This window comes from Paenibacillus sp. 481, from assembly GCF_021223605.1.
Lineage (GTDB): Bacteria > Bacillota > Bacilli > Paenibacillales > Paenibacillaceae > Paenibacillus_B.
In genome coordinates, this window is the sequence record NZ_CP075175.1 from 532,244 (window position 1) to 546,563 (window position 14,320).

A 14,320-nucleotide genomic window follows, 5' to 3' on the forward strand; every position below is an offset into this window, starting at 1 on the left:
ATCTTGCTATTTATGGTGCCTTATTCCATGACGGTCACACGAATAAACGGTGACAATTGAGAGATGGTACGATAATTAAATAATTGCTGTCGATCTGCAACGAGTCCCTGCTTCTCCATCTCGATTTCGACACGAACGGCGTGAAGAGAGCTTCCTCCCAAACGGAAGAAGTCATCGTCGATTCCGACGCGGCTGATTCCTAGCACGCTTTGCCATATGCTCACAAGCGTAGCTTCGACTTCATTTGTAGGCTCGCGGTATGCGGCTCTCTGCGTTTCACCGCCCTCTGTTTGCTGCACCGGCAGTAGGAGCAGCTGGGATGCGGAATGATAGAGCAGCGGCAGCAACTGCTGTCGATGAGGCGAGTTTTCCAGATTGTCGACAACGAGCTCTCCCGTTTGCTGTTCAAAGTTTCCTGCTGCTGCGAACACGTTAATCACGCTATCATTCGCTTCAGTTGCGGCGCGTTGTAGTTCTTCACCGCCAGGCAGTGGAGCATGGTGTAAACATTCGATATGACCACAGCTGTCAGGAATTTCGTCTACCGCATGGCGGTAACGTACAGCCTGCTCCGACTCCTCCATAACGACCCACTTGCCCTGTTTCAAAAATGCCAACATTGGTTCGTTTTTCCCTGTTATTGTGCAAACAACTTCAATATATGCTGCCTTACGATCAAGACAGTAGGGCTTTAACGCACTCAGTACGGCGGCCTCGATGCCTCTTCCGAGAATCCGGCAGCTCAGCAGGAACGTATCCAAATGCACAATCTGATCATCGCATTTGGTTATAACGGCTCCGATCAGCCCGTAACGTCCGAATCGATCAGCCGCTTCAAGTGCCCAACAAGTAGTCCCCGACTCGGCCAACACGGTGGACAATTCGCCCTCCGTTCTGCGGTTAACGTTTAGCGTGAACTGGTTCGTGCGCTGCGTAAGCTGTGCGATACGCGGCAACTGCGCCGTGCTGGCCTCGTTAATGCTCATCACGATTTCCAGCTCGTCCAAAAACGCTTGCAGTGAAGTGGACGCTGCCCGAACTTCGCCGCGCTTGCGCTCTGTCGCGTACAATTCCGTTCTTTGCTTGTCCTCTTCCGACACGCTCAAGCGATCCAAAGCCCATATGTGCTGGAGGAAGGCTGGAATTTGCTGCTCACTAGGCAGCTGCAATACGAGCACCTCCGGACAATTCGACCGCACCTCCGAACACTCCAATGAACTGTCGTCGATGAGGATGAAGCTGTCTGTCCCCAAATGGAGCTCCTCCGCCAGCGAACGCACATTTTCCGACTTCGGATTCCAGTCGATGCGCCAGCCAACGAAATGCTCGCGTTTGAGCAACATGTCGGGATGACGATCAAATACGTCCCAGACATCCGCTTCGTTATTTTTACTGACGAGTACAAGCAGTGTTCCCTCCTGTTGTTTGGACAGCAAATACTGCTGCATCGCACGATAAGGTTCTCCTACGACTACCCCATCAGCTCCGTCTTCGCCACAAATGCCCTGCCACAGCGTGTTATCGCAATCGACCGCGATCACTTTGAATGGATGACCTTGCCAAGCAAGCAACTTGCGTGCTGTAAAAGTCCCAATCGCTGCATAATATTCCGGCGTGAACGGCATATGTCCCGCTTGGTCGGCAGCCGGATCGAACGTCTCGCCTACGCTGAACAACGAGTCGATTTCTCTAAAGTCGAGGACGTGAACATACTCCAACCGCTCCAACTCACGCTTCCACCGATTCGTCAGCTCCTCCAAATAACTTACCATTACCGGACTTATCGCTGATAAAGTGGAAACCGGAAACACGCCAGCGAACAGTGGTCTTGTTCTTTGCTGCACAGAAACGGCCTCCACGAGCTCTGATAGCGCTCGCTCCAACTTCTTGATGTGCTGCGCCTCTGACGTGCTATCATCCCGTAACCAATCTTCGAAACGGACAAGTAGCATACCTGCATCGCCAGCAGTCGACAGCAAGCTGTCAGGGTTCAAGAGCTCCTGAAACACTTGGTCGTACGGCGCAAAATGGACATCAATGCTCGTCCCGAATTGCTCACCCCACCATTTGACATAAGGGCGGATCGGATCGGCAGTAAAAGTAGCAGCAGCCGTAATCGATAACGTTCGCTCCGGCACGGTGCCACGTCTCTTCGCAGCCAACTCTGACTGTGCTGCTTCCGATAACAGCGGTAAATCCCCCAGTTTACGCTGCGGATTGGCCAGTACAAGGTCAATCAGCTCGCAAAAATGTTGCATCAAGCCTACAATCGTCTCCTCGACGAACAGCGCGGTGTTATATTGCAACACGCAGAGCAGCCCACCGTTGTCCAAATTGCCCATATCAAGCTTAAAGTCGAGCTTGGAGACCCCTTTTGTAATGTCGTAATTTTCAAAAGTAAGGCCTTCGGCGGTCAACACCATATCTCCGTCAAACTCATTATGGAAAATCATCATCGTGTCGAAGAACGGATTTCGGCCGCGTGGCAACTTCGCTGACAACTTTTCGACCATCCGATCAAAAGGGAAATCCTGATTTTCGTAGGCGTTTATCATCGTCTTGTTCACCATTTGCAACTGCTCCTGCAAGGTATGCCGCTCATCGAAGCGCACACGGACAGGTAAGAAGTTAGTGAACATGCCAATTAGGTTTTCCACGTCTGCATGACGTCTGCCCGCAACCAACGAACCGACTACCAAATCGTTTTGGTCAGCATACTTGTGCAGCACGAGCGTATACAAGTGGAACATCAGCACGTTAATCGTGACGTTATTCGCCTTGGCCAAGGCATTCAGGCGATCGGTAGTTTCTTTTGGCAAAATGACCTTGTGCGCCCGTCCAATAAACGATTGGAATTCTGGCCGTTCTAAGTCGGTCGGCATATTCAACACCGGAATGTCCCGATTGAACTGGTTTATCCAATATTGCTCCTGTTGCTGGATAACATCTCCTTCCAGCAGTTGGTGCTGCCACTCCGCAAAATCTTTATACTGAATCCGCAACGGAGACAACTCTTTCCCCGCGTACAAGTCGCTGAACTCTCTGATGAACACGTTCATCGACGCGCCGTCTGACACGATATTGTGCATATCGACGAGTAGCACATGCTTTTCCGGAGCCAGCTTAACAAAAGCAGCCCGTATAAGTGGGGCTTGTCCCAGATCGAACGGGCGGATAAACCGCCTAATCAACGCTTTCATCTCGTGATCGTCCGCTTCAAGCCGCTCGATGGTAAATGTAAATTCTTCGTGAATTCGCTGTACCGGCTCTCCGTCCACCATATGGAAGGAAGTACGCATGTTTTCGTGGCGGCGGATCAGCTTGACAAACGCTTCTTCGAACTGATCTGCGTTCGCCGGTCCGTGTACCATCAAAGCCATCGGCATATTATATGAAGTTAACTGCCCGATTTGCTGATGGATAAGGAACGTCCGCTTCTGCGCAGATGACAGTCGGTAGTACGGTTTTTGTTCCGCAGCCGCAATAGCCAAGTATGCTTTTCTCTCCGTCTGCCCGATATATTCAGCCAGTGCGCTGATCGTCGGCATGTTGAAAATATCCGACAACAACAGCTCCACATCAAGTTCCTTGTGCATTTTGGCGATGAGGCTGGTCGCCTTCAGGGAGTGCCCACCCAATTCAAAGAAATCGTCATGTATTCCGATCTCTTCAATGCCGAGCAGACCGCGCCAAATTGTCGCGATTGTCTCTTCCAGCGTATTGCGCGGCGCAACGTAGCCGCTCGGCAGCTCGTATCCTGCAGACCGATCCACGCCATCCGTTTGTCTGCTACCCTTCGTCGGCGTTGAATCCGTGTGAACGATACGGATGCCTTCCTCATCGAGCCAGAATCGTCTACGGTCGAACTGATATGTCGGCAACAGAACGCGGTTGCGTGTTTCATCCCCGTACAATCGAGTCCAATCGAATGCGACGCCGGCATTCCACAACCGTCCGACTTGCTGCAGCAAGTGTTCCGAATCCGCTATATTTTGCTGCGGGTGACGCATCAAATTCACAATGACATGCTCTCGCTTCGCATCCGCATGTCGTCTCGCGAACGAAGTCAACGCGTTGCCGCCGCCAATCTCGGCAAACGCAGCGTCGGAATCAGCGAACAATGTTCGCAATCCATCCGCAAATCGCACCGTGCCGCGTAAATGGCGGGCCCAGTAAGCTGGGCTTACCGCTTCTTCGTCACGAATCCACGTTCCCGTCACATTCGAAATGAACGGCAGCTGCGGCGACTGAAGCGTCAACTTGCTCAATTCCCGCTCGTACTCCTCCAAAATCGGGTCCATCATCCCAGAATGGAACGCGTGGGACGTATGAAGTTTCCGACAGCTCAGCCCTTTCTCCTCCAGCAATTGTGCCAAGTCATCAACCGCTTCGTGAGAGCCCGATACGACACACATCGCAGGGGCATTTACCGCCGCCAGTGCAAGGCCGTTGGTAAGTAGCGGCTGCAATTCCTCCTCTGGCAATGGCACGCTCAGCATAGCCCCGCCAGGTAAACTCTGCATCAATTGACCGCGGATACTAACGATCCGAACCGCATCTTCCAGCGTAAAGACACCCGCGAGACAGGCCGCTACGTACTCGCCAATGCTATGTCCGATCATCGCCTGCGGCTCTACTCCCCAATTCATTAGAAGCTTGGCAAGCGCATACTCGACCGTAAATATAGTCGGCTGCGCGATGTCCGTCCTATTGATGAGCGAGGAATCAACTTCTGTCTCATCCGTAGACGGATAAACAATCCGCTTTACCTTCTCGCCAATTCCATCCGGCATAAGTTCGAAGCAACGATCCGCCGCCTCGCGGAAGATCGGCTCTTGCTCATAAAGCTCCCGACCTAATCCAACATATTGGGAACCTTGGCCAGAGAACATGAAGACGACTGGATGATCGATACTTGCAGCCAGCCCCGTCTGGACGTTACCCGAATCGAGTTGGGCCAACTGTTCGACGACTTTGCCCACACTGTCAGCGACGAGCGTGCGACGATACGGGAACGCTGCGCGTCCCACTTGCAGCGTATACGCCACATCGGCCAAAGATACGTTCGGTTGCTCCTGCAAATGGCGGCTCAATTGCTCGCTCATCCGATTGAGCGCGGTTTCCGTCTTCGCCGATAAGGCGATAAGCTGGGCCGACTTGCCTGGGGAAGAAGCAGCCGCAGGGGGCGCTTCCTCCAAGACGACGTGCGCATTCGTTCCGCCGATACCGAAGGAGCTTACTCCGGCCCGCAGCGGGTACTCGTCGTTGTTCCAGTCAGTCAATTTATCGTTGACATAGAACGGGCTATTTTCGAAATCGATCTTCGGATTCGGGCGTTCAAAATGCAAGGTAGGCGGCAATTGTTTGTGAGCAAGCGCCAGCACCGTCTTTATGAATCCAGCTACACCAGCAGCGTTGTTCAAATGTCCAATGTTGGATTTAGCCGTGCCGATACCGCAATACCGTTTCTTCTCCGTTTGAAATGCCGTCTTCAGCGCTTCGATCTCGATCGGATCGCCCAGTGTCGTGGCCGTGCCGTGCGCTTCAATGTAACTGATACTCTCCGGCTCCACCTCCGCCACATGATGCGCGGCGCGGATGACCGATACTTGCCCGGCTGTGCTCGGAGCGGTGTAGCCCACTTTACGATTGCCGTCATTGTTGATCGCCGAGCCTTTAATAACGGCATATACGTGGTCACCGTCCGCAAGCGCATCTTCCAGCGGCTTCAGAACGACGATTCCCGCCCCGTCTCCGAACACCGTACCAGCCGCCCGTTCGTCGAACGTACGGCAGTGTCCATCGGGAGAGTTAATCATTCCCTCTTGATAAAAATAGCCCGCCTTCTGCGGCAACTGAATCGAGACACCTCCAGCAAGCGCAATGCTACACTCCCCACTCAACAAACTTTGGCAGGCAAGATGGATGGCTACAAGAGACGTGGAGCAAGCCGTCTGCACCGTAAAGCTCGGCCCTTTCAGATTCAGCTTGTACGACACGAGTGTCGCCATATAATCGCGCAAGTTCAACATCGCCGTCTCCAGCGTGACTGATTCCTCCGCGGTTCCTAATCCTTTGAATGCACGCATAAACCAATGGGAATTGAAGGCTGCGCCCGTATACAGACCGATAGCTCCCTTGTACGTCTTGGGATCATACCCCGCTTCTTCAAGCGCTTCCCAAGAACATTCATGTAGCAGGCGGAATTGCGGGTCCATCAGCTCTGCTTCACGCGGCGTATAGTCGAAAAATTCGGGATCAAAGTTCTCGATACCCTCCAATATTCCTTTAGCTCTCACATAGTTCGGATGCCGCACTGTTTCCGCATCGATGCCCTCTGCCAGCAGTTCCTCTTCCGTGAAAAATGAGATCGACTCTTTGCCTTTTTGCAAGTTGTCCCAATATTCCTGTAAGTTTCGAGCCCCCGGAAACCTGCCCGACATACCAATGACGGCAATTTCTGCCCCGTTATATTCCCTCTCGTTCGATCCGCTCATTAAAAGACTTCCCCTTTGCGTCTTTTTTCTTTTTGCTGCTGCTGCCGCTTCTTACCTTTCGCCACAGCGCCGATCAACTGATGCTCTATTTCCGCTTCCTCTGCCTCGTCCTGTTCGCTGCGCGTAAGCCGCTGGGCCAACGCATGTATCGTCGGATAAGTAAACATATCAACGACAGCGATAGTTTCATTCAGCGCTTCATTCAATTTTCCGGTCACTTGAATCATGTCGAGCGAACTCGCACCCAAGTCGAAGAAATTGTCATGTATGCCGACCTGATCGATGCGGAAAAATTGTTTCCACACATCAGCAATGGTCTTCTCCGCTTGGTTACGCGGCGCGACATAAGGATTCGTGAGATCTGGTCTGACGAATGAACCCCCGTCGCCCGTTGGTTGTGGCTGCTCCTTCTTGCCCTTAAGCCTGATCCAGCGGTCGAGCCGCGCTTGAAAATCTCCCGTCGATACGATGATTTGGTTACTGTCGCACGGGGCGTACACATACTGAAACAGCTCCGGCGCTTCAGCTGGCAAAATCGCCAGTTCAACGAGCGATTCCCCGATCTTCGAGCTGTGTTCTTCCCAGAACTCCCACGCGTCCCAATTGACGCATAGCCACTTCGTCCCGCCTGCTTGGTTCTGTTTGCGGGCAAAGGCATCCATATACAGGTTCGCCGCCGAATAGGCGCTGAATCCGAGTCCCCCCAGTGCGCTAGCGATGGACGAGAACAGGATACACACGTCTGTCCCTTTACCAGCAAGCAGTCTTTCCATCGTTTTCAGTCCTTGGACTTTGGCCCGGAACTGCTCGTCGGCTTTTTGCCCGTCGATATTTTCAATCGCGCGGAACGATTCGCCGCCAGGAAGTCCCGCTGCTTGCACAACCCCGTTCAAGCAGCCGTACGTCGCGTCGATGAACTGGAAGACGTTGCCCATCTGTACTTCGTTCGCTAAATCGGCTTGCACGTATGTTACCTCAGCGCCCCATTGTTCCAGTCGCTGTACGCGTCTAATTTTGCGGGTGACCGAATTGTCCTCGCCATGTTCAGCAATCCAGCTTTCATACCTGTCTTGAGCTGGGAAGTCGGATCGACCCGTCAGCACGAGCCGCGCTTTGAAGTGCTGTGCCAAATACTCTGCCGTCAGCATCCCTATGCCGCCGAGCCCACCAGTAATCAGGTACACACCCTGCTCGCGGAATGGCAAAGCCGGCGTTGCTGGTTTGTGTAGCTCGGCTGGTTTGTAATTCTGCACCCAACGGTAATTGCCGCGATAAGCGATGAGCCGCTCCGAAGCCGGAACCGACAATTCCGCCACAATTTGTGCGGCAAGCCGCTGTTGACGGCCCACGCCGTGTGGCGCATCGATATCGATGCTCACGCACGTGATGCCGATGTACTCCTGCTGGATAACCATGCACGGACCAAGCAGCGTCATTTTTCCTGGGGACAACTGCTCCAGCCCCGTTACTTCTTGCATATCCGTTGACACGACCGCAATACGAACTTCCGTCGTCTCCTTCTGCTTGCGCAGCGCTTGTGCTAAAAAGACCAAACTATAGTACCCTAACGCTTGCTCCCGCTGCTCGGCCGCTTCCGTCGAAGATGGTGTCCCTTGTAGGACTGCCTCCTTTTTCGGGGAAGAAACATTCCACAGATGAGCAATGCGGTCAGGTACGAAATCCCGCTGCCGCAGTTCGTCCAACAGTAGCGAATAATGTTCCGCCGAGTTGGGGGAGAGCGTAAACGTGCCATCGTCGTGTGCGATGAACTCCGTGCCTGCCTTTGCGATCGCGACCCGATCCCCGTCTTGTTGCAAGCGTGCGCTCATCTCATCGGCCAATCCACATTCGTCCTTAAAGAGGAGCCAGCTGTATCCATTTGGCTGCCTTTCATCTGGGCTTGCCTGCAACAGTGCACGTTCCCACGAAGGATAGTAGAACCAGTCCGCCATGTTCGGATTTTTGCCCGAAGGCGTCGTAGACGGACGTACGGCCATCGTTGGTTGTTCGTCCAGCCAATATCGTTGCCGCTCCATTGGATAAGTAGGCAGCTCGACACGCTTACGCCGCTCATGCGCGTAGAAGCCTTGCCAGTCCATGCTGACACCCGCCAGCCAGAGTCGTCCAATCTTGTGCAAGAGATGAGTCGAGTCCTGCCCCGATTCCTGCGGATGTCGGAGCATATTGACGACAACGCGCTCTCTGGAAGCCGCGAGATGCTTGCGCACGAATGTACCTAACGCATTGCCCGGCCCTACCTCAACAAACACAGTGCGCGGATTGCTCAGCAACTCGTCAAGCCCGTCCGCAAACCGCACCGCGGAACGCAAATGTCTGACCCAGTATCCTGCATCCATTGCCTCTTCCGCCGTAATCCATGTCCCCGTTACATTAGAAATGAATGGCGTCGTTGGTTCCTGCAACTTGATCGACCGTACTTGGTCCGCAAATGCCTCTAATATCGGGTCCATCATATGGGAATGGAACGCATGGGACGTATGTAGCCGTCTACATGTATGACCACTTTCCTCTAACTGTTGAGCAAACGCGTCAATCTGCTCGCTTTCACCCGCGACGACACATAAGGTCGTACTATTGACAGCGGCCAGCGCAAGTTGATCAGGCAACAGCGCACGAAGCTCTAACTCCGGCATGGCGACACTTAGCATGGAGCCAGCAGGTAGCGATTGCATGAGCCGCCCGCGCAGCGCGACAAGCGTCAAAGCGTCTTCGAGCGGGAACACATTCGCCAAGCAAGCAGCGACATATTCACCGATGCTATGCCCGATCATCGCTTCCGGATGGACTCCCCAGCTCATAAGCAGCTTGGCCAGCGCATATTCGACCATGAACAGTACAGGCTGCGCGATGTCCGTGCGTGCAAGAAGTTCATTTTCCGCTGCGGTGTTGTCTGAATTGTGAGACAGCTCGTGCGACGTACCTTGCGGAAACAACAGCGCCTTCAGGTCAACCGCCACATGCGGCTGCACGAGTTCAAGACAGCGGTCGATCTCGCTCCGGAATACCGGCTCGTCTTGGTACAACCCGCGTCCCATGTTGACGTATTGGGAACCTTGTCCTGGGAACATCATCACGACAGAGCGAGAGCGTGTGCCCGTCTCAGCTACAGCCAACTTATCCGTTTCAACATCTGTCAAAATGGAAACGGCCTCTTGTGCATCCTGACATACGAATGCTGCTCTCCATTCGAAAGCCTTTCTACCGACTTGCAGCGTATAGGCAACGTCCGCCAGATTGACGTCCGGATGCTGCGTTAAATATGTAGCCAAGCGCTCTTTTGCCTGCGCCAAAGCCGTCTCTGTTCTCGCAGACAGCAGTATCACTTTGTCCGCTCTGCCATCGTCCGAGGCTGCCGTAGCAGGCGCCTCTTCCAAAATAATGTGGGCATTCGTGCCCCCGATGCCGAACGAGCTAACCCCAGCGCGCAACGGATCGTTTCCACGCTCCCAAGGCGTCAGTTCCGTGTTGACGACAAACGGACTGTCAGCGAAGTCAATGTTCGGATTTTCCTGTTCAAAATGTAAACTTGGCGGTATTTGCTTCGTTTTGAGCGCCAGCACCGTCTTAATGAAGCCAGCTGCTCCGGCCGCGCTGTTAAGATGGCCCACGTTCGTCTTCACGGACCCGATGCGGCAAAATCCTTTTTCCTCCGTCCGAAACGCCTCTTTCAACGCTTCGATCTCAATCGGATCGCCCATATTGGTAGCCGTGCCGTGCGCTTCCACGTAAGTAATGCTCTCCGGCTCCACTCCCGCCATGAGATGAGCTGCACGAATGACTTCTGCCTGTCCCTTCGTACTCGGGGCGGTGAAGCCAACCTTGCGCGTACCGTCATTGTTCACGCCGAATCCCTTAATGACGGCGTGAATGACGTCCCCATCGGCAACAGCGTCACGCAGTCGCTTCAAAATAACGACGCCGACTCCATCGCCGAATACCGTTCCTGCCGCCTGCGCGTCGAAGGCGCGACAATGCCCGTCTGGCGATTGAATCATGCCGTCTTCGTACAAGTAGCCTGCCTTATGAGGCACAGTTACAGTAGAACCTCCGGCGAGAGCAATATCGCATGCCCCAGCCAGCAACCCCTGCGAAGCCAACGCGATGTTGACTAAAGAGGTGGAGCAAGCCGTCTGCATGGAAATACTCGGGCCACGCAAATTGAGCTTATACGACAACTGCGTACTGAAAAACTCGCGGTCATTGAGCAGCATCGCGCTGAATCGCTCCGTCCCGCCAATAGTTGTAGCAAAGCGTGACACCCACTCCAAGTTAGGAGTAGCGCCCGCATATACGCCGATCAAACCTGGATAGGCGTCTGGATTATATCCGGCAGATTCGAGCGCCTCCCATGCGCATTCATGGAACAACCGTAGCTGCGGGTCCATAAGCTCCGCTTCGCGCGGCGAATAGCCGAAGAAAGCTGCATCGAACTGATCAAAGTTATTTAAAGCGCCTCTTGCCTTGACATACGAAGGGTGAGCAATGAGCTGCGGGTCTATGCCTTCCTGCCGCAGTTCTTCGTCGGTAAAGAACGAAATCGATTCCACCCCATCGCGCAGATTGTGCCAGAACTGCTCAACACTGTCCGCGCCAGGAAAGCGAGCGGACATACCTACGATAGCAATTTCCAAGCCACTCTCTTCAGCCGCTACCTGTTCCCCACCTTCTGGTGACTCTTGTGACTCTGCTGAGCGACCCGCCAGCGATCTCATCTGTTCAGTCCGTGCTAAACCCGATAGAATCGAGCGCTGACGTGCCTCATCTGCTTCCACCGTCGTTTCCGCCTCTGCTTGCCGCAAAAACGCCGCCAACGAGCGTACGGTTGGGTAGGAATATAAGGTAACGACCGGAATCTCCTTGCCCAGCGTCCCTGAGAACTTGTCAGCCAACTGGGAAATATCAAGTGAGCTAGCGCCGATTTCAAAGAAGTTGTCGTTCATCTCCAACTGTTCAAACCCGAAATGGAGCTGCACAATGTCGGCAATCGTCTGTTCGATGGAGGAGATCGACGCACGGCTTGCAGCGCCTCGTTCCGGCCGAACAGCGTCGTTCTCCGCCAACGCTTGCGGGCGTGAATCTTCCTGAAGCGGAAGGCCCACTTGCTGACGCATATTGCCACCAATGAGCGATGGCATGCCGTCAAGGGAGAAGTGCCTCCGTTCGAACGGATACGTTGGCAGTGCGATCCGGTAGCGTCGTTCATCCGCATAATAGCCCGCCCAATCGATGCGTGCACCCGCGATCCACATTTTCCCTAGCTTCTCCAACAAATAAGCGTCATCTGCGGCTTGCTCCTGCGGGTGACGAACAAGGTGGAGCACTGCGTGTTCACCTGTCTTGGCCTGTTGCTTGTGCATAAAAGTGCTCAAGACGTTGCCAGGTCCGACTTCAATGAAGAGCGCCTGCTTCTCCTGAAGCAGTTCCGCCGCTCCTGCAGCAAACTGCACGGTACAGCGCAAATGTCGTGCCCAATAAGCAGGGTCAGTCGCATCCTGCTCCGTTATCCACGTTCCCGTCACATTGGATACGTACGGGATCGTAGGTGCGGACAGCGTCATTTGCTTCACTTTGTCCGCAAAGAGGCCCACAATCGGTTCCATCATTGCGGAATGAAACGCATGCGACGTATGGAGCTTGCGGTGCGTGACGTTCTGCCTAGTCAGCTCCGCTGCAAAAGCAGCCATTTCCGCAGACGGGCCCGAGACGACGCACAACTCTGGCCCGTTGACAGCAGCCAGCGACAACTGTTCCGGTAAGAGTACATTTAAGCTTTCCTCGGATAGCGAAACGCTCAACATTTCACCAGTTGGAATTCCTTGCATCAGTTTGGCACGCAACGTGACCAATTCGAGTGCATCCGTCAACGAGAGCACGCCGGACAAGCACGCAGCCGTATACTCCCCGATGCTGTGGCCGATCATGGCGCGTGGCTCGATACCCCACGACATGAGCAGCTTAGCCAACGCGTACTCGAACGCGAACAATGCAGGCTGAGCCGCTTCCGTCTGATTCAGCCGCTCCGCTAGTTGCGGCTCGCTCATCCCGTGTCCGTCCGCTGGATAGAGCAGTGCTCGCGGGTCGGTACCGCCCAACGAGGCAATGATATCGCAGCAGCGATCCATTTCTTGACGGAACAGCGGCTGCTTCCGGTACAAATCTTTCCCCATGTTCACATATTGCGATCCTTGTCCAGGAAAAAGGAAGACGACCTTCGCGAGATCGAGTCCCGACTCGCCCGTATGAACATTGCCGTCCGTTACCACTTCCAGCTTGGCAAGCGCTTCGGTTCTATCGGCGCAGACGAGTGTTCGGCGGAAGCGGAACCGCTTCCGGCCTGTCTGCAACGTATATGCCGCGTCGGCTAAATCTACTTCAGGGTTATTGCGCAGAAACTGACCGAGATTGTCAGTCGCACGCTCTAACCCTGCCTCCGTTGCTGCCGACAGCACAAGCAGATGCGTGTCCCGTCCAGCCGAACCCGCCGTCGCAGGTGGAGCTTCTTCCAAGACGACATGGGCGTTCGTGCCCCCTATGCCGAACGAACTAACACCAGCTCGTAGCGGAGCATCCCCACTTTCCCAGCGGGTCAGCTCCGTGTTGACAGCGAAAGGAGTGCTGGCAAAACCGATCTTCGAATTCGGTTGATTAAAATTCAGGCTTGGCGGAATTTGCTTATGTTTCAGCGCCAGCACCGTTTTGATAAAAGCGGCTACACCTGCGGCGGTATCTAGATGGCCAATGTTGGACTTGAGCGACCCGATTTTGCAAAAACCGACTTTATCGGTGGCAAAAGCAAGCTGCAACGCCTCCACTTCAATCGGATCGCCGAGCGCCGTGCCCGTACCATGTGCCTCGATATAGCTAATACTCTCTGGCTCTACTTCCGCCATTTGATGAGCAGCGCGGATAACTTCGACCTGACCGCCCGTGCTCGGGGCTGTATATCCGACTTTGCGGCTACCATCGTTGTTGATGGCCGAACCTTTGACGACTGCATGTATCGTGTCGCCATCTGCGATCGCGTCGCTCAGCCGCTTCAGGACAACGATTCCGATCCCGTCACCGAACAAAGTTCCGTTGGCCTCTTCATCAAAAGGACGGCAATGGCCATCAGGTGATTGAATCATGCCCTCTTGATAGAGATAACCCGTTTTGCGTGGCAAATTAACGGAAACACCGCCCGCCAGTGCGATATCGCACTCGCCACCCAGCAACCCTTGACAGGCGAGATGGATCGACACAAGCGAGGTCGAGCAGGCCGTTTGCACACTCACACTAGGACCCTTTAAGTTCAATTTATATGAAATCCGCGTCGTGAACGACGGGTTGTTTAATTGCAAAATTTGAAAATGATCGCTCGCATGCGAAGCAGCCATAATTCGACTGGCGATCCAGTACGTATTCGGGGACGCCCCTGCGTAAACCCCGATTAACTTATCTTGCTCTTCGGGAGTGTATCCCGCGTCCTCCAACGCCTCCCACGCACATTCGTGGAACAGGCGAAATTGTGGATCAACAAGCTCCGCTTCACGCGGCGTGTAATCGAAGAACGGTGCATCGAACGATTCAGCGTCCTCCAGTATTGGCTTTGCTTTCACATATTGGGGATTTCGAAGCGTTTCCGCATCGATTCCCGCCTCTTTCAATTCTTCATCCGTAAAAAAAGTGACCGACTCTACGCCAGTGCGCAAGTTTTCCCAGAACTCTCCCACGTTTTTAGCTCCGGGGAATCGTCCCGCCATGCCGACTACCGCAATCTCCAAACCGGTTGTTGCATACTGCCCGTTTGATTCCTTCATCTT

2 protein-coding genes are annotated in these 14,320 nt (G+C 54.0%); both read right to left on the minus strand.

The window, feature by feature from the left end:
- Positions 1–20: 20 nt before the first annotated feature.
- Complete coding sequence (locus tag KIK04_RS02230) at positions 21–6,497, minus strand: type I polyketide synthase (protein WP_232276725.1); 6,477 nt, start codon at positions 6,495–6,497, stop codon at positions 21–23.
- Entirely contained in the window at positions 6,497–14,317 is a 7,821-nt protein-coding gene (locus KIK04_RS02235) for a type I polyketide synthase (protein ID WP_232276726.1), read from the minus strand. Before KIK04_RS02235 ends, KIK04_RS02230 begins: the two co-directional genes overlap by 1 nt.
- Between the last annotated feature and the right edge of the window lie 3 nt (positions 14,318–14,320).

Excerpts from the sequence above, each read along its gene's own strand:
- KIK04_RS02235 (WP_232276726.1), bottom strand. The coding sequence starts at position 14,317 with ATGAAGGAATCAAACGGGCAGTATGCAACAACCGGTTTGGAGATTGCG.
- KIK04_RS02230 (WP_232276725.1), bottom strand. The coding sequence starts at position 6,497 with ATGAGCGGATCGAACGAGAGGGAATATAACGGGGCAGAAATTGCCGTC.